At 45.5% G+C, this 19,726-nt stretch carries 17 protein-coding genes and 4 tRNA genes; 5 read left to right on the plus strand and 16 right to left on the minus strand.

Going from position 1 to position 19,726, the window contains the following annotated elements; all coding sequences use genetic code 11:
- Nucleotides 1-85: 85 nt before the first annotated feature.
- The 4 genes from metA to FO447_RS04260 are packed head-to-tail and all read left to right on the plus strand — an operon-like array spanning nucleotide 86 to nucleotide 6,454.
- Nucleotides 86-1,003 carry a homoserine O-acetyltransferase MetA gene (gene metA / locus FO447_RS04245; protein ID WP_006846715.1) on the plus strand — a complete coding sequence of 306 codons (918 nt, stop codon included), beginning with the start codon at nucleotides 86-88 and terminating at the stop codon, nucleotides 1,001-1,003.
- A gap of 36 nt (nucleotides 1,004-1,039) precedes the next feature.
- Nucleotides 1,040-3,103 (plus strand): peptidase U32 family protein, encoded by a 2,064-nt coding sequence (locus tag FO447_RS04250; protein ID WP_200757846.1) that lies wholly within the window; start codon nucleotides 1,040-1,042, stop codon nucleotides 3,101-3,103.
- A complete protein-coding gene (locus tag FO447_RS04255; protein ID WP_200757847.1) occupies nucleotides 3,104-4,030 on the plus strand; it encodes a zinc ribbon domain-containing protein in 927 nt (308 codons plus the stop codon). It begins immediately after the preceding gene.
- Between the two features lie 42 nt (nucleotides 4,031-4,072).
- On the plus strand, nucleotides 4,073-6,454 hold the full coding sequence (locus FO447_RS04260) for a TonB-dependent receptor (RefSeq protein ID WP_200757848.1): 2,382 nt from the start codon (nucleotides 4,073-4,075) through the stop codon (nucleotides 6,452-6,454).
- Between the two features lie 77 nt (nucleotides 6,455-6,531).
- Here FO447_RS04260 and FO447_RS04265 read toward each other — a convergent pair whose 3' ends face one another.
- The 12 genes from FO447_RS04265 to trxB all read right to left on the minus strand — a co-directional run bounded on the left by FO447_RS04265 (nucleotide 6,532) and on the right by trxB (nucleotide 15,191).
- The gene (locus FO447_RS04265) at nucleotides 6,532-7,776 is read right to left on the minus strand and encodes a DUF5103 domain-containing protein (protein WP_200757849.1); all 1,245 of its coding nucleotides are present in this window, start codon (nucleotides 7,774-7,776) and stop codon (nucleotides 6,532-6,534) included.
- 103 nt (nucleotides 7,777-7,879) lie between these two features.
- Nucleotides 7,880-7,951, minus strand: a tRNA-Glu gene (locus FO447_RS04270).
- Nucleotides 7,952-8,023: 72 nt separating this feature from the next.
- Nucleotides 8,024-8,095, minus strand: a tRNA-Glu gene (locus FO447_RS04275).
- Between the two features lie 28 nt (nucleotides 8,096-8,123).
- Nucleotides 8,124-8,210 (minus strand) — tRNA-Ser (locus tag FO447_RS04280).
- Nucleotides 8,189-8,512 carry a hypothetical protein gene (locus FO447_RS04285; RefSeq protein ID WP_147329692.1) on the minus strand — a complete coding sequence of 108 codons (324 nt, stop codon included), beginning with the start codon at nucleotides 8,510-8,512 and terminating at the stop codon, nucleotides 8,189-8,191. The genes FO447_RS04280 and FO447_RS04285 overlap by 22 nt, the downstream gene beginning before the upstream one ends.
- Nucleotides 8,513-8,734: 222 nt before the next feature.
- Complete coding sequence (locus tag FO447_RS04290) at nucleotides 8,735-9,364, minus strand: HD domain-containing protein (protein ID WP_117694903.1); 630 nt, start codon at nucleotides 9,362-9,364, stop codon at nucleotides 8,735-8,737.
- 65 nt (nucleotides 9,365-9,429) lie between these two features.
- Nucleotides 9,430-10,347 carry a 1,4-dihydroxy-2-naphthoate octaprenyltransferase gene (gene menA, locus FO447_RS04295; protein WP_200757850.1) on the minus strand — a complete coding sequence of 306 codons (918 nt, stop codon included), beginning with the start codon at nucleotides 10,345-10,347 and terminating at the stop codon, nucleotides 9,430-9,432.
- Nucleotides 10,348-10,402: 55 nt separating this feature from the next.
- Entirely contained in the window at nucleotides 10,403-12,754 is a 2,352-nt protein-coding gene (locus FO447_RS04300) for a putative porin (protein ID WP_200757851.1), read from the minus strand.
- Complete coding sequence (locus tag FO447_RS04305) at nucleotides 12,754-13,104, minus strand: hypothetical protein (protein ID WP_006846707.1); 351 nt, start codon at nucleotides 13,102-13,104, stop codon at nucleotides 12,754-12,756. The genes FO447_RS04300 and FO447_RS04305 overlap by 1 nt, the downstream gene beginning before the upstream one ends.
- An 11-nt stretch (nucleotides 13,105-13,115) precedes the next feature.
- A complete protein-coding gene (locus tag FO447_RS04310; protein WP_200757852.1) occupies nucleotides 13,116-14,009 on the minus strand; it encodes a DUF4468 domain-containing protein in 894 nt (297 codons plus the stop codon).
- A gap of 52 nt (nucleotides 14,010-14,061) precedes the next feature.
- Nucleotides 14,062-14,150 (minus strand) — tRNA-Ser (locus FO447_RS04315).
- 108 nt (nucleotides 14,151-14,258) lie between these two features.
- The gene (gene trxB, locus FO447_RS04320; RefSeq protein WP_200757853.1) at nucleotides 14,259-15,191 is read right to left on the minus strand and encodes a thioredoxin-disulfide reductase; all 933 of its coding nucleotides are present in this window, start codon (nucleotides 15,189-15,191) and stop codon (nucleotides 14,259-14,261) included.
- A gap of 225 nt (nucleotides 15,192-15,416) precedes the next feature.
- Between trxB and FO447_RS04325 the strand changes: the two genes are divergently transcribed.
- Nucleotides 15,417-16,517, plus strand: a complete 1,101-nt coding sequence (locus tag FO447_RS04325; RefSeq protein WP_200757856.1) for an AAA family ATPase — start codon at nucleotides 15,417-15,419, stop codon at nucleotides 16,515-16,517.
- A 108-nt stretch (nucleotides 16,518-16,625) separates the two neighbouring features.
- Here FO447_RS04325 and FO447_RS04330 read toward each other — a convergent pair whose 3' ends face one another.
- The 4 genes from FO447_RS04330 to FO447_RS04345 form a co-directional block, all read right to left on the minus strand.
- Complete coding sequence (locus tag FO447_RS04330; protein WP_200757858.1) at nucleotides 16,626-17,141, minus strand: GNAT family N-acetyltransferase; 516 nt, start codon at nucleotides 17,139-17,141, stop codon at nucleotides 16,626-16,628.
- Nucleotides 17,142-17,219: 78 nt separating this feature from the next.
- A complete protein-coding gene (locus tag FO447_RS04335) occupies nucleotides 17,220-18,266 on the minus strand; it encodes a PDDEXK nuclease domain-containing protein (protein WP_117729323.1) in 1,047 nt (348 codons plus the stop codon).
- Between the two features lie 321 nt (nucleotides 18,267-18,587).
- The gene (locus FO447_RS04340; RefSeq protein ID WP_153072405.1) at nucleotides 18,588-18,683 is read right to left on the minus strand and encodes a smalltalk protein; all 96 of its coding nucleotides are present in this window, start codon (nucleotides 18,681-18,683) and stop codon (nucleotides 18,588-18,590) included.
- 98 nt (nucleotides 18,684-18,781) lie between these two features.
- Nucleotides 18,782-19,456, minus strand: coding sequence for a DNA-binding protein (locus FO447_RS04345; RefSeq protein ID WP_118417208.1), 675 nt, complete (start codon nucleotides 19,454-19,456; stop codon nucleotides 18,782-18,784).
- Nucleotides 19,457-19,726 lie beyond the last annotated feature (270 nt).

Raw genomic sequence — 19,726 nt, forward strand, 5'->3', positions numbered from 1 at the left:
ATTTCTCAAAAAAATGTTTCTTCTTTCGTTATCTTCGCTGAAATTGTGTAACTTTGCAGAAAAATTTAAGAAAGGAATAAAATAAATGCCGTTAAGATTACCAGATAAGCTTCCAGCTATCGAACTGCTGAAGCATGAGAATATATTCGTGATGGACGAAAGTCGTGCGCATAAACAGGAGATTCGTCCGTTAAAAATCTGTGTGCTCAATTTGATGCCCCTCAAGATTACGACCGAGACAGATCTCGTTCGTCTTCTGTCGAATACTCCTCTTCAGTTAGAGGTTTATTTTATGAAGTTGAAAAGTCACACGCCAAAGAATACTCCAATAGAGCACATGATGATGTTCTACAAGGATTTTCAGGAACTTTCCAAACAGAAGTTTGATGGAATGATAGTTACCGGTGCTCCTATCGAAACGATGGCTTATGAGGAGGTAGAATATTGGCCTGAAATCAAAGAGATTTTTGATTGGGCCCGTACCCATGTTACTTCAACACTCTATATCTGCTGGGGTGCCCAGGCTGGTCTTTATCATTTTTATGGTGTTCCTAAGTATCCTTTAGAGAAGAAGATGTTTGGTATTTTTAAGCAGAAGCCTCTCGATTTGTCTCAGCCAATCTTCCGCGGTTTCGATGATATCTTTAATATGCCTCATAGTCGCCATACGGAGGTAAGACGTGAGGATATTGAAAAAGTGCCAGGACTTGACATCATTGCCGAATCGCCTGAAAGCGGTGTCAGCATTGTGATGGCCAGAAACGGCCGCGAATTCTTTGTGACGGGTCATCTTGAGTATGCGCCAAACACGCTGGATAAGGAATATAAGCGTGATATGGGCAAGCGTGATGATGTAGAACTACCAAAAAATTATTATTATCATGACGATCCGAACGAAGAACCTTTGGTGACATGGCGTGCTCATGCCAACCTCTTTTATAGTAATTGGATCAACTATTATGTTTATCAGGAGACTCCTTACAATATTGACGAAATCAGTTAATTTGAAGGAGTCGGATGATTTCGAGATAGATTTCTTATGCAAACATTAGAATTATTGGCGCCTGCCAAGAACTTGGAATGTGGTATTGCAGCCATAGATCATGGTGCAGATGCCGTATATATTGGTGCACCTCGTTTTGGTGCACGAGCAGCAGCAGGCAATTCGCTGGAAGATATCAGACAGTTGTGTGATTATGCTCATCAGTTTGGAGCAAAGGTTCATGTTACAGTGAATACTATCATCTATCAGGATGAGATGTTGGATACGCTTAAGATGATCCAGCAACTTGATGAGATTGGTGTTGATGCACTTTTGCTGCAGGATATGGGTGTGCTTACTGAGGTGAGGGCGCAGAATTTGTGGAGTAGAGAATTGCATTCCAGTACCCAGTGTGATGTAAGAACTCCTGAAAAGGCGTATTGGCTTACCACGTTAGGTTTCAAACGTGTTGTTCTGGCTCGTGAGCTTTCGCTCGATGAAATCAAGGCGATCCATCAGGCGATTCCGGATAGAGAAATAGAGGTCTTTGTACATGGAGCGCTCTGCGTAAGCTATTCGGGTGTATGTTATGCTTCCGAGAAGTGTTTCGGGCGCTCTGCCAATCGTGGAGAATGTGCACAGTTCTGTCGTATGAAGTTTGATTTGCTTGATTCCAATGGACAGGAGATAGAACATCAGCGTTATCTGTTGTCGCTCAAGGATCTTTGTCAGCTTGATCATCTCAAGGATCTTGCTGATGCTGGAGCTACTTCGTTCAAGATAGAAGGAAGATTAAAAGATATCAACTACGTCAAGAATGTGGTGGCTGCCTATAGCAGACAACTCGATGCAATCGTAAAAGCTGAACCGCGTAAGTATCGCCGTGCATCGGTGGGACATGTTCAATATAATTTTACACCTAATCTGAAGAAGACTTTCAATCGTGGCTTTACCCATTATTTCCTGAATGGGCGACAGCCGGATATCGCTTCTTTCGATACTCCGAAAGCTATCGGCGAGTTTGTGGGCAAGGTTAAAGAAATACGTGGCAATATTTCTTTCAACGTTGCCACAGTAGCCAGCTTTAAAAATGGCGATGGACTGTGTTTTATCAATGATGACCGTGAGTTGGAAGGCTTTCGTGTGAACAGAGTAGAGGGCAATCGCCTCTATCCGTTTGGAATGCCTGAACATTTGCGTCCGGGCATGGCTCTTTATCGTAATAACGATCGTGCTTTCGAGAATTTGCTGGCCCGTAAGTCTGCTGAACGTAAAATCTATATTGTCATAGCAATGGAGCCTGTGATGGGCAATGAGTTCAGGGAAGAGCCGCAGGGGGTAAAGGCTGTTGTCAACATCATGAAGACGATAGAGGCTGATGGAGGCTTGATTTATCAGGTGGCTGAGGTGTTTAAAGAGTTGAAACTCGAAAAGGCGAAACGCCCGCAGGGCGAAAATATAAAGGCTCAGATGAGCAAACTGGGCGATACGATTTACGAAGCTTACCAGGTAGAACTTCTGAAGGGAATGGAGACATACTTCGTTCCGAACAGTATTCTCACTGCTATCCGGCGTGAATTGATAGATGAACTTACCAAGGCAAATCAGAAACAGCTTGATAAGTCGTTGTGGGGTGGATGGGATAGAACCTTGTTCAACAATGGTTTTGGATTCAGTCAGCCCGGTGAGCACCGACTTACGAAAGAGGAATTTACTTGGCAGCCGGAATACGGAAAATGGGGATATCTCTATAATATAGCTAACTATGATGCAAGAGATTTTTATCAGATTCATGGTCTGTCGCCAGTAGTTCCGGCATTTGAGTTGGGTAAGAATATTCCTTCTGCATGGGATGCTAAGACCCAGGAAGAATATGATGAGAATATAGAAAAAGACAAGGCAAACCGAAGTATGCAGCCTAAGTATACCAATGAAAAGGGAGAATCGCTCCTCATGCAGTGCCGCCATTGTATCCGCTATTCGTTGGGCTACTGTGTGAAGCGTGGAGGCAAGAAACCATCTTGGAGAGAGCCTCTCTTCCTGCAGTTGGGTGACGGTCGCCGCTTCCGTCTGGAGTTTGCGTGCAACGAATGTCAGATGAACTTATATAGTGAGAAATAAATGAAAAAGAAATGGACGATACAGATTCTTTGTATGCTGGGCATCCTCTTGATGTTCAGCAGTTGTTATCATCGCCGTGCTCATCACCAGATGCATGCTGCTATGGTAGAGTACAGCAATAAACAACTCGATTCCATTTCGTTTTCTACCACCCATCATTATACCAACAAATTCAATTTTCTGGTATTCAAGGATTCCCTGGAATTGATAGCGCAACAGCCTGAAGAGTTTTTGAGCAATTTGCCTATCGACTCCTTCGCCGTCCGAAAGAACCGCCTGCTGGTGGTTACGGATATCCGTATGGTTCCTCAGGATTCTATAGATTCTGTTTGGGTGCAGTTGGCTACTGAAGATAATCAGTTTGGTTGGACCCGTGAGTCCCGTCTGCTGCCGAAGGTTGTGCCCGATGATCCTATTTCAGAGTTCATCATGACCTTCAGCAATACTCACTTGCTCATCTTCCTGGTTATCATTATCATCATAGCCGTAGCCTATACAGTTCGTAAGATTTTCCATAGTAATGGTAAACTGGTTCATTTTAATGATATTGATTCACCATATCCTACAGCCTTGGTGCTTATTGTTTCGATATCAGCAACCTTCTATGCAACCATTCAGTTGTTTTTGCCAGAAGTATGGCGTCATTTCTATTTTCATCCTACGCTCAATCCTTTTGCCGTACCGCCAATATTGGGCTTCTTCCTGGCTACCGTCTGGGCGATATTGATAGTAGGACTGGCTTGTGTTGATGAGGTGAAACACCGTTTGCCGGCAGGCGATGCAGTTCTGTATCTGGGTGGTTTAGTGGGTGTTTGCGCCATTGATTACATCATTTTCAGTGTCACTACCTTATATTATATAGGTTATTTACTGCTCGTAGCCTATATATGGTTTGCCATACGGGCTTATCTGTTTCCTCATAAATAAGGATAGGGGGTGCAGGAAAAAATATGTACCTTTGCACCCGTTATGAAAAGAATAGTATTTTATAGTAAAAAGAGCGTATGCATTGGTTTGGCAGCAGTAGCGTTGCAGGCTAGTGCTGCGGATAACGAAAGGGCTACTTGCTCTGACCTGTCATTGGGTACGAGTGAAAAGTTAGCAGACGCTAACGGTTTGCTGGCTGATAGCAGCCGAGTTTTTGATATTGATGAAGTTGTGGTTGTTTCGCAGCCTAAAGAGAATTTCCGTCTTCGTCAACAGCCTCTCAGCAGCACTTCCTTTGGTTCTTATCAGATGCAGCGATTGGGGTCTCGCGATTTGCGTGAACTTTCCTGCTATGTTCCTAACTTCGTAATGCCCAACTATGGCTCGCGTTTTACCAACGCCATGTATGTGCGCGGTATTGGAAGCCGTATCAACAGTCCGGCTGTAGGAATTTATCTTGACGGAATTCCAGTGTTGAGCAAGGCTGCTTTCAATCTTCACCATTATCAGACCAGCCGTATAGATATTCTCCGTGGTCCACAGGGAACACTCTATGGTCAGAATTCTGAAGGTGGTTTGGTGCGCATCTATTCCCGCGATGCTTATGATAGCAAGGGCACCTACGTTAATCTGGGATTGGGCTCTCATTTCTATCGTAATGTAGAAGCGGCTCATTATATGAAACTTTCACCTCGTATCGCATTAGGGGTAGCTGCTTTTTATGATGGACAGAAGGGATTCTTCCATCGTGCAGGAACCAGCGATTATGCAGACAATTATGATGAGGCTGGCGGTAAGTTTAATCTTAAGTTCCGTTTTGATAGAGGATGGAGCATGGATTTGCTGGCCAATTACCAATTTGTTTATCAGCATGCATTTCCTTATGGTCAGTTGGATTTAAACAGTGGCAAGGCAGCATTGCCAAATACAACATTCCCTGGGCTTTATCACCGCAACATGCTGCTTTCGGGTGTCAATCTTCGTCATGAAGGAGCGAAATGGGATTTTGCCTCTACTACCAGCTATCAGTTCCTGGATGACAATATGAAGATGGATCAGGATTATCTTCCTGAAGATTATTTGAGCTTGCAGCAAGATCAGTTGCAGAATTCTATCACTCAGGAGTTCACATTTAAGAGTCGTCAGCCTTTCTTCGGTTTCTGGCATCTTACCCAGGGTGCATTCTTCTCCCATGTGTGGTTGAAGACAAATGGTCCTGTAAAATTCGGTTCAGCATTGACGAAGCCTATCAGTAAGGTTATCCAGACTCAGATGCAGCATGCAATGCCTCCGGCAATGGCTAATGGGGTTTCTGTCAATGTAGATATGGGAGCTCCGGGTTTGTTTCATACTCCTCAGAGCAATTTGGGCCTCTATCACGAGAGTACGTTTGATCTTTCTTCCCGTCTGAAAGCAACGCTTGGCTTGCGTTACGATTTCATGCATACAAGTATTCATTACGATACTTATGCTTATATGGCGATGACAGCTAAGGTGATGGGCATGGAGGCTACTCGTACTTTGCGTTCAATGCTCGACCGCAAAACGAGTGATGATTACAACCAGCTCCTGCCAAAATTTGGATTAAGTTACAAGCTTGATGAGCAGGGGAGCAATGTCTATGCTACGGTGAGCAAGGGCTATCGTGCAGGCGGTTATAATATCCAAATGTTCAGTGATATCTTGCAGGCCGATCTTAAAGCTAATAGTCAGAAGGCGATGCGAGGCAATTATGACGTTCCTCATACCGATGAAGATTATGATAGAGTGAACCAGACTATTGCCTTTAAACCGGAAACCTCATGGAATTATGAGGTTGGAACGCATCTCAATCTTTTTGATCATCGTCTTCATTTCGATTTGAGTGCCTTCTATATGCAGGTTCGCAATCAGCAACTCTCTGTGATGGCAGGAACCTATGGCTTTGGCCGAATGATGGTTAATGCAGGTAAGAGTCACAGTTGTGGTATTGAAGCCGCGCTCAAGGGCCAGGCTTTCGACGGTGCTTTTGATTGGGGTGTAAACTATGGTTTTACACGTGCCGTATTTGATGAATATACTGATGGCGAGGGTGATAAGGCTGTGAATTATAAGGACAAGAAGGTTCCTTATGTTCCCCAGCATACGATAGCAGCCATGGCTGACTATCATTTAGGACAGTTTACCTTCGGATTGAACATGAATGCGCAGGGCAAGACTTATTGGGATAATGCCAATACCTACAGCCAGAAGATGTATTTCGTGATGGGTGCGCATTGTGATATTGATTTCAGCAAGATGAGCATCAGTATCTGGGGTAAGAACCTCACAGATACTAATTACAATACCTTTGCTGTTGATAATGCAGCAACAGGAAAGAAACTGTATTTTGCCCAGCGTGGCAATCCTTTCCAATGTGGTGTTGATCTGAAATTCCACTTTTAGGATTAAATAGAAAAGGAGTTCCGGCATTCTGAAATGCTAGAACTCCTTTTCTTTTTAATCTCATTTATCTCCTTCCTTTATTTTAATTCTCCATATCCTACCAGCCGGTCGGTGCGGTCGCTCTGAGCCCGATAGTAAACCAGTACATTGTATTTGTTCTGGGTCTGGTAGAAATTTCCTTCTGATGGGAGCAGCCTTATGCTTCCGTCTTCCATCTTCATGAGATACTGATAACTGTAATAACCTTGCTTCATGAAGAGACGTGCGTGATAGGTTTTCGTCATTTCATCATATTCCATCCGATATTCGGGGAGGAAACGGCCGTAGGTCCAATCTGCGTTCAGATAAACATCGCCTGGCTGTTTTGGAGCTTTCAGGGTAAAGTGAATCTGTGCATATTCGCAGGTGTTGTTGTTTTCTACGTTGTCGCTGTTGCGGATATAAAACGAACCTTTGGCAGCTTCATCGTAAACGTAATTGGGGCGAGGGCTGTCAGTCATTACCTTTACCTGATAGTCGCTTCCATCCCAATCTATAGCGTCTATTCCCATGGTTGGATGGTCGGTGTCCAGAAATTCAAACTTTCTGTATTCGTTGCCCGCATCGAAAATCAGAGCTCTTACATACTGCCAACTCATTTTGCCCGCACTCAGGTAGTCGGGTTTAGGATTGATGACAGCATTGTCCCATCTTCCGTTCTGAAGCACTACGATGTTCAGCTGGTTGGGATGAGTGATTCTCAGCTGGCTGTGATCCAGTTCCATTTTCAGTTGCTGATGGGCTTTCTGGATATCTATATCTGTTGTTGAAGTAGCTTCTAACTTCAGTTTAACCAATGGCTGAGGCTCTGTAATCATCCAGCAGGCTGTAAACATTTTGCCTTCTTCCTCGTTTTCCGCATTGTCGTCATAAACCGTCAGTCTGTAGTTGCCGCTCATGGTAAGTTGGCAGTCGGCATTGGGAATTGCCAGATGATAATGAGTGTAAGGATGATTGGTGTTGATGGATTGCTCTACATCTTCAATCATCTGATTGCCGTTGAAGCCTCTCATATAGTCGCTTTCAAAGAGCGAAGCAGATACGTTCCAGTTTGCATCACAATGTTCAATCTTGTATCTGTACCGATGATAATCGTGCGTCATGTCGTCAAAATCGATATGGATAGGTTCTCCGCCCAGCGACGATACTGGGAGCGATAACCAGTTGGTTCCGCCTACAACCTGTAGGGTTCTGATGCGCTGGTTGAATATCTCGTGCTGCTGTGCCCAGGCAGGATAGGTAAACAGAAAGAGAAGGGAGATGATAGTGTATAATTGTTTCATATTGCTTCTTACGTATATATAAAAAAATAACTTGCAGTAGCCTTTTGACAAAGAACTAAATGCAAGCTTAAACAATCTAAATTAATACATGAAAACACTTTTGTAGTCGATAGGGGAATCGAACCCCTATGCCAAGATTGAGAATCTTGTATCCTAACCATTAGATGAATCGACCATTCAAAAAAAATCTCTATTGGTCTCCCGACTTATAGAGACTTTATAAATCTAATACCATGAAAAACACATGTAGTCGATAGGGGAATCGAACCCCTATGCCAAGATTGAGAATCTTGTATCCTAACCATTAGATGAATCGACCAACGGTACATTTTTCGTACGATAGCTTGCGGAAGGTGGGGGATTCGAACCCCCGGTACGGTAACCCGCACGGCAGTTTAGCAAACTGCTGGTTTCAGCCACTCACCCAACCTTCCAGTCGGATTCTTAACCGAATCAACCAAGCATCGTTCTTAAATGCGAGTGCAAAGGTACTACTTTTTTCTGATTCTACCAAATCTTTTTGCAACTTTTTTTCGATAAAAATGCATTTTCTTTGTAACTCCCACATTATCAGGGGTTGTTTTCTTTCAGTATGATGAGTGCTTTCATTCCTAAAACGAGCAGAGGCGGATTTCTTTCTCAGAAATCCGCCTCTTGTAAAAGAAAGGGCCGCTCGATGATGTGATGAAACTCCGAATGTATAAACATTTGAGAGTCCTCCGCCTTTGTAATCCACCGGCTTTTCAGCTTACCTGCCTGCTGCAGTTTATGTGGCCCGCCATGAGCAAGAGTATGTCCTCTCGGTTTCAATAGTGTAATTTGATGAGTATCCCGATCGAACCGAAACGACCCTTATTCCTTCTAGCACCCCTGCATCATCACGATGCAATGGTGCAAACATCTTAGTCATTATTTGATAATGCAAAGATAATGCAATATTTTGAAACTACCAAATGTTTTAGCTGTTTTCTTCGAATATTTTTTCGAAATATTTTCTCAACTCTGTTTTGTCCTCTATAATATTGCGCAGTTCGTTGAGCGCTTTCTCGTTAGGGGAGTTGGGAATCCATAACCTGATGTATCCGTTTCTTGAATATTTCTCGTCCATGTGCTGGCTGAACCGCTCCCATTGCTGCTCCTTGTCATCAGCTGGATTGTTTTCTTTGCCATACTGTATGGCGCGCAGAAATATCTCGTGAACGTCAATGTCGCGATCGGCTTCTGCCACAATCTTGCCATAGATGCTACGAGGCTGACGGCTAGATGAAGCCCGATGGTCCTCAACGGCTTCTTTCATGATTTTAATCTGCTCTTTATTGAACCAGCGCTTCAGTCTTGCATCTGCCTGCAGAATCTTACCGCTGGTGATGTGATGAATGGCACGCGGACCGCTCATCCCCAGGTCGTGGTAAGCGGCTATTACATACACCATATCGATGTCGGCTCCGGTTACCGGAACCAGTTTCAGTGAGTTTCTGATGACTCGGGTAACATGTCTGAGTCCATGACTTTCGCCAAAAGCATTATATTTGGGGAGAATCTGTTTCTCCACAAAGTCCATGATTTCGAGATTTACCTGTTGCTTCATTGATATTCCTCCACTTTATTTATATAATAAGGTACGCGCGTACATTATTATTAGTTTATTATTGTTCAATTCGCCATTCCGATGATGATCAGGGATGATACAATGCCGAAACAGAAGATGTTCAGAGCTGTTTTGCCTAGAATTCTGTTCAGTTCTCTGCCTTCGCCTATCTTTTTCATCTCCATATAGGTTCTGTTGTGCAGAATGATATAGAGTGCTGCAAACGGCAGGAACATGCTGCTGGCTTCATGCTGAAATACTTCGCAGATGGTTACACCTATTATGGTAAGGATGCCCAGATTGCCCAATGCGCAGTATAACCGCTCGGCATTCTTCTTTCCTATGTGAACCACAAGGGTCTTCTTGCCGGCTCTCAGGTCGTTGTCATGATCACGATAATTGTTCAGAATAAGTAGCGTATCAACTACCAGTCCGCAGGCTACAGATACGAGAACCGTTTCCAGGCTTACTCCCTGCATGGTTTCGGGCATTACGAGATAGTATGTGCAGCATACGGGTACAATGCCGAAGAAGAGCAGTACCAGAAGATCGCCCATGCCCAGATAGCTGAGACAGGTAGTATAGAGGAAACAGAAGACTACGCAACAGATGCCTACAATGACCATTTCCCAACCACCGAAAAGAACCAGCGGAAGTCCTATGGCGCAGCCCAGAAGAGTAGTGAGGATGATTCCCCATTTCATGGCTCCCAATGTAATCCAGCCTTCAGCGCAGGCACGTTTCGGTCCCAGCCGGGTTTCGTCGTCATTACCATGTTTGAAGTCGAAATAATCATTCACCAGATTGCTGTCTATCTGCATCACCCATGCAAAGAGCAGGCAGAGTAGGGCTGGCAATGTCTGTATCTGCTGAGCGTCTTTATAAGCCAGCGCAATACCCAATAAAACAGGAACAGCCGCCGCCGTCAGAGTCTTCGGGCGAGCGGCTAGATACCATGCTTTTATAGAATTTGTTTCTATCATATTCTAAAAAGATTAAAATTGAATCTCCTGAAATTCTGAAGGAAAATCAGAAAGATTAATTGAAGAAGTTCCAACTTACTCCAATACGGAACACTCGCTCGTTCATCGGATAATGAGGCGCGAAGAAGTAGTTCTTGTCGCCCTGTCCTGCATTGATGTGGCTCATCATTACGAAGAAACGGGTGTGCTTGATGTGAACGTTGGCGTAAACATTGACGATAGGATAGTTGCCTATCTTTACGTTGTTCTCGCCGTTGCCCTGTACCGTATACTGTCCCATATAAGGTGAATAGTCGGGAGCTTCATAGCTTGTAAAGTAGCGCATGTCAGCACCCAGGTCTACGTTCAGCACCTTTACTACCTTGAACTTGATGTAGAGGTTGGTGTAGGCATTGAAGGCTGGTACTGGCAGAACACTCTCCTTGCTCGAATGCTGGTAGGTAAACTGGTTTTCCCAGTTCAGAATGCCCAGTCTGAAGTTCTGCTCCAATTGTGCTGTCAGCAAGTTGATTCCTCCACTTTCCTGCATCGGTGTTACCATGACTCCTGTTCGCAACCCTTTTTCTGTAATGTCATAGCTCTGCGAGAAGTAGGTGTAGTTCTTGATTTCATCTACAGCCACTCTCAGTTTGGTGTGCGTCTTAGGGAAGGAGAGTGTACCCATGATGCGGGTATGGATGGTCTTGTCGAGATCATTCTCCCACCACAGATGGCGGGCGTGATAGTTGCGGTAATAGAACGATGGGGTTTCTCTATGGAAGAAAGCATCGCCTCTTACCTGAAGCGTGTCGCCCAGGAATGGGATGTTCACGTCTACATTACCATCTATGGCAAGGGTTCCTGCGTCAACACCCGTCAGTCCTATTTCTGCTACGGCATTGTAGTGGAGTGTCTTGCCTTCCTGCTTGCTCAGCTGTCCGCCTACGCTCAGCACATGCTCGTTGTATTTTTCGAAACCGCCTTCCATGGTTGGCAGTTCATAGTGACGGAGGTCGTAGCTGGCGAAAGCCTTCAGTCCTGCCTTTGCCCATTTATTGAAACCTTCAAGCATGGCAATGGCGAAGGTATTCTTCATGTGCCAGTGCTTGGTCTGGTCGTAGATGGAATCACCGGTCAGCCTGCCTGCATCGTAATATTCATTCAGATAATAGTCGGCTGGAGTCTGATAAGCTTCGTAAATACGGCGATAGTTGTCAAACTTTACCGTGTGGATGAAGCTTGTTACCGGAACATATTCGCTCTTGTAGAAAAGCGAGTCTTCGGCATTTTTCTTCTGGACGGCAAGCAGACTGTCGGCAGCAGCTTTTCCGTTTACTGCGATTCGGGTACTGTCGTTCCTGATGTCCTTTGCGGCTAAGTCTTTAGCTGGTTCATCGCCTGCAATCTTGGCTCCGTCAGGACGGCCGCTGAATTTAGCTTTTTGCTGTTTTTCGAAGGCTTTCTCATCAAATTTCTTGCCTTGTTCCTTGGCTTTTTTTCTGGCTTCTTCCTTCGCATCCTCTTCAGCATTTTCCTTTTTCGAAGCCATGGCAAATTTCTTTGCCTTGATTTCTTCTTCGGTCATCTTTACCTTTCGGCTGAAACCTACGTTGTAGCGGTGGGTAAAGAAGATGTGCTGGTTGTCCAGTCGGTTCCAGTTCTGTTCCAGAACGGTAGGAATTTCATTGGTGGCAAACGATTCGGTGTAGATTTCCGGATGTTTGATGTAATCATCGTTGGTAATACCGCCGTTCTCGGTCATCTTCTCATGATTGGTACTGAAGAGGAAGTGTGCCTGATAGCGGTCGCCCAGGTAAGATGCCCACATGGTGTATTTAAAGTGGCTGGTACTCTGTGCGTTATAATATCCTCTGCCATACTTGTAGTCGAATCTGAAACCGGCGCCTAGCCTTTTGTTGGCATTCACGGCAAACATGGCCTTGAAGTCGTCTTCTCCCGTCACCTTATCGCCGCAGCTGTTCAGCGTTACGTTGGTGATAGGTGAGTAGGTGTTGGTGAAGTGGAAGTCGCTTACCGGATTTACGATATAATCGTAGGGCTCTGTAAAGATGAAGTTGCCCTGCGTGTTGCGGCGGTCGATGAAGATTCGGTTCAGTCGGGCAGTACCCATGTTTCCGAGGGTATTGTATTCGCCTCTCAGTCCTTCCGTGAAGGTTGAGTTCATGTACATGTGCTGCAAGGTGTCTACTACCGCAGCCTTTGTGTCGCCGAAGCGTTCGTCTACGGTCCATACTCTGATGCCTTTCGGAATCTCCTTGTCTGAGCCTAGTGAATCGGTGTTCACCTTGCGGTTGGTTTGAGGACGGAACTGCGAATCTTCGTTATAGTTAAAATCGTTTTGTGCCGCAACCGGGAGGGTTGCAGCACAAAATAGGAGTGATGAGAATATAATTTTCTTCTTCTTCATTATTTCTTAAATAGTCGGATACATACTTCGGCAATCTTGAGCACTACACCCACGATGAGTACGATGTAGGCGATATTGCGGCTTTCTTCCAGCTGGGTCCAGAGTATTACCCCCACGATGGCGAGCAGCATGAAGGCGATGTTGAGATAGTTGCGCACCTTCAGCATGTTGTTCTGGTCGCTGTAGGCCAATGGGCGGAGCCGGCGGTGCTGAGGTCTTACGGCGTAGCTGGTAGGCTGCTTCTGTTCAGTCTGTTCTGCGCCCTGCTCAGCTGTAGGCTGGGCTGTAGCGTTTGCAGGCTGTTGTGCCTCGTTCTGTTGTATCTTGTTGTCTGTATTCTGATTATCCATTTTTCTTCAACTTATTGTTTTACTAATGCAGCTAACTCTGCGAATATCTGGTCTTTGCGGTCGATGGTGCATTTGCGGAACTTTCCGAAGATCTTAGCCAGGTCGTTCTGCTTCTTGTTGAGCGCAATCTTGTCACTGATTACCTCTTCTGCAGGTTCCTTGAAACCGGTGCTTCTTCCTTCCTCGTAGTTGTAGATGATGCGGCCGAGCGAGAGATTCAGATGATTGTCTGAAATCCTGGCTACCAGCTGGTATTTGAATTCCGTGCGGTCGAGCGAGATGAATGACTGGCTGAAGACGAGCCATTCGTCCATCGTGTTGGCGATGATGTGTTCAGCTTCGTTTACCAGTGCTACTCGGCTTGCTATGTTCTGCTCGTTCTGTGTCAGTTCACTCATGTATTTTAATACGATGTCGTAAATCTGCTTGGCAGTTTTCCCGTTAGCATCCGTATCGAGCGTGAATTCTATCTTGTTTTCATCATTATATGTGATGGCGCCTGCCAGATATTTCATGTCCACTTTGGCTGTGGTGCCATTTGCCAGCTTGTTGGCAGGCTTGGCAGCCTCCTTTGGCTTAGCGGCTACGGCAACAGGAATCGCCCATCCCGTGGTTGGTGTGGTTGGCTCCTTTACAACAACTGGTTCTGGCTCAGTAGCATTGCCCTTCTTTGCTTCCGCCTTTTTTGCTTCAGCTTCAGCCTTGGCGCTTGCAGCGTTGATGCTGTCGGCCTGGGCCTTCAGTTTGGCAGCCTGTGCTTTAATCTTAGCCACTTCTAGTGCCTTCTTGGCAGCTTCCAGCTGTTTCTGTGCCTGTTCCAGCTGCTGCTCTTCTGTCAGCACGGTTTGCGCCTGTGCAGTCATCAGCGGGAGGAGCATAAATATGGGGATGATGATTTTTTTCATGTCGAGTTGTTTTATGAAACTATAAAATGACGGTTCCTGTAGGGGAACTTAGCGGAAGATGAGGGATTCAAACCCCCGATACCCAGAAGAGGGTATACCGGATTTCGAGTCCAGCGCATTCGGTCACTCTGCCAATCTTCCTTTTATTTTATCAGATGCAAAAGTAATACATTTTTCGCATCTGACAAAATATTGCTGTTATTTTTTAACTATATTAACCCCGCTTTATAGGATTTTATACTATAGTTTTTACTGTTGCTGCAGGAATCTGTCGGCCTCGATGGCAGCCTTGGCTCCCGAGCCTGCGGCAACAACACCCTGGCGGTAGATTGGGTCGGCCACATCGCCTGCTGCGAAAACGCCCGGAATGTTGGTGGTGGCAGTACCTGGCACTACTTTGATGAAGCCCTGCTCGTCGAGATCTATCTGCCCTTTGAAGAGGTCGGTGTTAGGCTTATGTCCGATAGCCAGGAAGAATCCGTCGATGCTGATGTCAAACTTCTCTTCGTTGGCTTCGCCCTTGTGGCGCACGAGATGAGCACCTTCTACACCGTTCTCGCCGAAGAGCCCCAGCGTATTGGTTTCGAACAGAATCTCGATGTTCTCCTTGTTCTTTACACGCTGCTGCATGATTTCTGAAGCACGGAGATATGGCTTGCGCACAATCATGTAAACCTTCTTGGCAAGTCCGGATAGATACATAGCCTCTTCGCAGGCAGTATCGCCACCGCCCACTACAGCTACGGTGCGCTTGCGGTAGAAGAATCCGTCGCAGGTAGCGCAGGCAGAAACGCCCTGTCCGCGATATTTCTCTTCATCGGCAAGACCCAGATATTTGGCTGATGCACCTGTGGCGATGATCACGGTTTCTGCCTCAATCTCGTTGTCGCGGTCATCTGTAAGATGAAATGGGCGTGAGCTGAAATCTGCCTTCACGATGCTTCCGTCTCTCATTTCGGCTCCGAATCTGGCTGCCTGTTCCTTCATGTCCATCATCATCTGTGTTCCGTCTACGCCGTCAGGATAGCCCGGAAAGTTTTCTACCTCTGTGGTGATGGTGAGCTGTCCGCCCGGTTGCATACCTGAATAGAGTACTGGCTGCAGGTTGGCTCTGCCGGCATAAATGGCAGCCGTATATCCTGCAGGACCGCTACCTATAATTAATGTCTTTATCTTTTCCATTTTTTATCTTATAGTTATATTTTTGTTTCCGATGGCTCGAAATGAGCCATTTTCTTTGCAAAGGTACATCAAAACAATGAGAAATCAAAATAAAAATACATTATTTTTCTTTTCTTGCATAAATTATTGCTTTCGTTTGAAGAATTATTGTTATCTTTGCACCCGAAAATAAAATGCTCCGGAAAGAACATCAATTAGAAGAAACGAAAAATATTTACTTGATATATGAATCAGATTAAGAAGATTGTACTGACGGGTGGACCTTGTGCGGGCAAGACTACCGCTATGGTTAAGGTGATTGAACATTTCTCCAGTCTCGGCTATAAGGTCTTTACCATTCCCGAGGTTCCAACCATGTTTACCCAGGCGGGCATGAATTATCTCACCTCCAACAAGGATTTTTTCTTCGAGGGCGAGAAGGCTACTTTCCAGACTCAGATCAACTTGGAAGACAGTTTTCAGCGCATGGCTGAAACATTGCAGCAGCCGGTCATCATCGTCTGCGATCGTGGTACGATGGATATTTCTACCTATCTCACTCCCGATTTCTGGCACCGCATCATCTCTGAAGAGGGTTATACTGATGCCCAGCTTCGCGACCGCTATGATGCTGTGCTGCATCTGGTGAGTGCTGCCGATGGTGCCGAGCAGTTTTATACTACAGCCAACAATGCGCAGCGCTTGGAGAAGGCGGATGAAGAAGGACTGAAGATAGCGCGCGAGTTGGACAAGAAGATTGTTTCTGCATGGAAGGGTCATCCTCATCTCAGGGTAATCAATAACCACGAAGATTTCAACAACAAGCTGAACCGTGTGCTCAAGGAGATAAGTAATGTGCTTGCCATTCCGCAGCCGATAGAGGAGGAGCGAAAATATATCGTGAAGCTGACAGGCGAGGTTCCTAATGCGATAGACAGCGATATTGTTCAGACTTATCTTTCGGGTGAGCCGGGTAGTGAGATTCGTCTTCGCCGTCGCGGTTTCGAGGGAGGCAAGTATGTGTATGTTCACACCACCAAGAAGCGTATTTCAGACAATGAGCAGATTGAGACCGAGCGACAGATTAATGCCAATCTTTACGAGAATATGCTTCAGCAGGCTGACCCTTACCGCCAGCGCATTCATAAGCATCGCAAGAGCTTTATCTGGAAGGGTCAGTATTTCGAGCTCGACGAGTTTCTTGAGCCGGTTTCCGACCTGATGATTCTTGAAACCCGCGGCATTTCTGCCAACGAGAGTGTGAAGTTTCCTCCTTTCATCCAGGTGCTGGAGGATATTACGGGCAACAGTAAATATTATAATTATAACATAGCGCTGAAGCGGTAAATCAGCCGAAAATGTAAAAAGTTACGGAGATAATTCATATTCTCCGTAACTTTTTACATAAACCACTCACTTTTGGTGTTATTGAGTTTCATCATTCTATTTTCTCCTTTATCCGTTGTACTTGAACACCTTGACCATTTCCTTGTCGCCACCCACGAGCTGGCTACATCTGTTCAGCATTCCGGTGTCAGAGAAACCGCATTTCTCCATGACTCTTCCTGATGCAGGATTGCCTGTGAAATGGTCTGCCCAGATGTTTTCGAAATGCTTCTCGTTGATGCAGTAGTCAAGCATCAGCTTCAAGGTTTCGGTGCAGATTCCTTGGTTCCAAAATGGCTTTCCTACCCAGTAGCCCACCTCACAGTCGTTTTCTCCGATAGGGATGTTGCTGGTTTCATGGGTGTAGTAGCCGATGCAGCCGATAGCCTCGCCAGTCTCTTTCAACACAATCGCCCATGTCGTTTCATTATGGAAGAATGTCCGGATTATCTCCCGACTTTCCTCTACAGACTTATGCGCCGGCCATCCAGCACGTGGTCCTACGTCAGGGTCGGAGGCGTACTTGAAGAGCGCCTCTGCATCAGATTCCTCCCAATAGCGAAGTAAAATTCTTTCAGTTTCCATCAGATTATTTCAATGAAATTCTTCGTTCTTTATTTTGTTATCTATTATCTTGTAGCAGAGATGTTTGGGGGTACTAGCTTATCTTATATGTTGTAATCTAAATATTTCTTTCTGCTTTTCTATTTCTTCCTTAAGTTGCTGTTCTGTAGGGAGATATGTAAGATATTTTGAAGCAAATAATTGCTTGCTGTCGTGCAAGATGGAAAATCTTGCGATATCCTGGCTGGTTTCCGAACAGAGTAGTATGCCGATGGTCGGATTGTCGCCTTCCGTGCGTTTCAGTTCATCATACATTCTTACATACATATCCATTTGTCCTACGTCCTGATGGGTGATCTTGGTCGTCTTCAGGTCAATCAGTACAAAACATTTCATCAGGTAATTGTAGAATACCAGGTCTATGTAGTAGTCCTGGGTATCGGTGATGATGTGCTGCTGTCGCTCTACGAAGGCATAGCCTTTGCCCATCTCCATCAGAAATTTCTGAAGATGGGTGATGATTGCACTCTCCAGTTCGCTTTCCGAGAAGCTCATGTCTCGGGATAAGCCCAAGAATTCTGTCACCATTGGCGACTTGATGAACATGGCAGGTGAGTCTGCGTATCCTTTTGTAAGGGTTTTCATCTCGTTCTCTACCTCATCTTTGTGCTCATTGCTGGTTTGCAGGAGTCGATAATAGTATTGTGAGGCAACATTGCGGTCGAGGGTTCTTGTGCTCCACATTTGCTCTGACGATTCCTTTAAATACCATAGACGAGCTTCTGCATCTGTAACTCTTAGAATACTCTTTAGATGAGTCCAAGTAAGATTTTGCACGCGCGCGTGCAAAATCTCCCAATCAGGAAAATATTGGTATAATTGCTTGAAATAGGCAAGGTTACGAACACCATAGCCGGAGCCGAACTCAGTCGTCAACTGCTGAGATATGGACTTGATGAGCTGTATTCCATAATCAGCACGCTGCTTGCCAAGCTGCTCTTCTTCAACAATACGTTTGCCGATTTCCCAGTTTGAGCGTATCAGGGTTTCGTTGATAGATTGATACGCCTTGTTTCTTGCCCTTGTGATGATGGTTCTGATATCATCTATGACATGTGCATCTATATTTATAATATTCTTTTCCATCTATATATTTTTTCATTTATTCAAGTTTCGTAAGTTTTGTCCCATACGCCCTGAACCAACGGTCACCGGCCGAAGGGAATTGAAAATCGCTGGCCGAAGGGTAAAGCAAAGGTAAAGGGCAGAAGCCCCTAGCCCAGGGCTAGGAGCTTTTAGGCCTTCAACCCGTACTTGAACCACATACGAAAGTTCAATTATTAATTTTAAGGCAAAGATAATAAAAAAAAGGAAAATGAGCAAAAAAATGATGATTTTTTACTCATTTCCCTTTAACTTTCTTTGTAAATCCTTAATGACCTTAATGACCGGATTTCTCAGTTTCCTTTATCCCATGCAGCTCGTTACTCCGAGCGTAGTAGCGATAGCGGTCAGAATGCTGATGGCTATCTGAAGAATTGTTTTCCAAGTGTTCGCTTTCATTTTTTTTGAATGTTGAATGTTGAGTGTTGAATGTTGACTTTTTTGGGGGGCGGATAGGCTGGGCTAGGGGCTAGCACCCTAGCCAGTCTATCCTTGGGCTATTCAAGGCCGTCGCCAGTATCGTCCTTGCCGGTAGTACCGCCGCCTGATTCAGAGCCTTGGCCTTCGCTGCCGGTCTGACCGGTGTTTGAGCCGCCTGGGGTAGAAGCGCCTGGCGTATTATCCGGAGTGGTTGGCGCGTTGAGGTCAACGCTGGTCTTACCCTCCTTAATCGCCTTGATAACGGCTGCCTGAGCACTGCGGCTGGCTACGAGGTTGAACTCGGCGTCATCGCGAAGGTTCTTGAACTCCTGACCTGGCTCCCACTGAACCTTCACACCGGTGATGTTCTGCGAGGTGAACTTGTCGGCATCCTCAGCACCCTTCGAGGTGAGAAGGAGAGAGAAATCACCGAGGTCGCCCAGACGAATCTTCTTGCCCTCAAGCAACATCTCACGCATGCAGTCTACGGCGATGTAGAGGATGGCGCTGATGTCGGCTCTCGAATAAACACTGCCATGAGAGGTGATGTGCTTGGCAAACTTCTCGATGGTCATGATGTCGGTGTACTGTGAGATGGCGAAAGCATTCTGCTTCTCAGTCTTCACGAGTTCCAGGTCCTTTGGGTCAGGGGTAGTACCTTCCTTCTTCGCCTGGTTGATGCGTGATTTAGCCTGGTTGATTTCCAGAAGATTTGCGTTCACGCTACGCATTACGATGCTGTAATTAATCATAGTCGTTTGTAGTATGTTTAGAGTCCTTTGTTTTGCAACTCCCCAGAACGCCCCGTTCCTGCCGTTTTCGGGGTCTTCATTGATGACCGGCGCCTGCCATCATTTATGACCCGTGTTGGTCTTAATAGAAGACCGCCTTCAGGCACCTAAGGCATTTCCTTCGATTGCTGGTGCAAAGATACGAATAAATCTGGTATCTACCAAATTTAGACATGTGATAAGGAGCGATTTTCAGCAAACTTACAATTTGAAAGTTGGTTCTAAATACAA

It is taken from the genome of Segatella copri, from assembly GCF_015074785.1.
GTDB lineage: Bacteria > Bacteroidota > Bacteroidia > Bacteroidales > Bacteroidaceae > Prevotella.

What these genes read in the sequence shown, in the direction of transcription:
- metA (WP_006846715.1), top strand. Translation starts at nt 86, where the DNA reads ATGCCGTTAAGATTACCAGATAAGCTTCCAGCTATCGAACTGCTGAAG.
- FO447_RS04250 (WP_200757846.1), top strand. Translation starts at nt 1,040, where the DNA reads ATGCAAACATTAGAATTATTGGCGCCTGCCAAGAACTTGGAATGTGGT.
- FO447_RS04255 (WP_200757847.1), top strand. Translation starts at nt 3,104, where the DNA reads ATGAAAAAGAAATGGACGATACAGATTCTTTGTATGCTGGGCATCCTC.
- FO447_RS04260 (WP_200757848.1), top strand. Translation starts at nt 4,073, where the DNA reads ATGAAAAGAATAGTATTTTATAGTAAAAAGAGCGTATGCATTGGTTTG.
- FO447_RS04265 (WP_200757849.1), bottom strand. Translation starts at nt 7,776, where the DNA reads ATGAAACAATTATACACTATCATCTCCCTTCTCTTTCTGTTTACCTAT.
- FO447_RS04290 (WP_117694903.1), bottom strand. Translation starts at nt 9,364, where the DNA reads ATGAAGCAACAGGTAAATCTCGAAATCATGGACTTTGTGGAGAAACAG.
- menA (WP_200757850.1), bottom strand. Translation starts at nt 10,347, where the DNA reads ATGATAGAAACAAATTCTATAAAAGCATGGTATCTAGCCGCTCGCCCG.
- FO447_RS04300 (WP_200757851.1), bottom strand. Translation starts at nt 12,754, where the DNA reads ATGAAGAAGAAGAAAATTATATTCTCATCACTCCTATTTTGTGCTGCA.
- FO447_RS04305 (WP_006846707.1), bottom strand. Translation starts at nt 13,104, where the DNA reads ATGGATAATCAGAATACAGACAACAAGATACAACAGAACGAGGCACAA.
- FO447_RS04310 (WP_200757852.1), bottom strand. Translation starts at nt 14,009, where the DNA reads ATGAAAAAAATCATCATCCCCATATTTATGCTCCTCCCGCTGATGACT.
- trxB (WP_200757853.1), bottom strand. Translation starts at nt 15,191, where the DNA reads ATGGAAAAGATAAAGACATTAATTATAGGTAGCGGTCCTGCAGGATAT.
- FO447_RS04325 (WP_200757856.1), top strand. Translation starts at nt 15,417, where the DNA reads ATGAATCAGATTAAGAAGATTGTACTGACGGGTGGACCTTGTGCGGGC.
- FO447_RS04330 (WP_200757858.1), bottom strand. Translation starts at nt 17,141, where the DNA reads ATGGAAACTGAAAGAATTTTACTTCGCTATTGGGAGGAATCTGATGCA.
- FO447_RS04335 (WP_117729323.1), bottom strand. Translation starts at nt 18,266, where the DNA reads ATGGAAAAGAATATTATAAATATAGATGCACATGTCATAGATGATATC.
- FO447_RS04340 (WP_153072405.1), bottom strand. Translation starts at nt 18,683, where the DNA reads ATGAAAGCGAACACTTGGAAAACAATTCTTCAGATAGCCATCAGCATT.
- FO447_RS04345 (WP_118417208.1), bottom strand. Translation starts at nt 19,456, where the DNA reads ATGATTAATTACAGCATCGTAATGCGTAGCGTGAACGCAAATCTTCTG.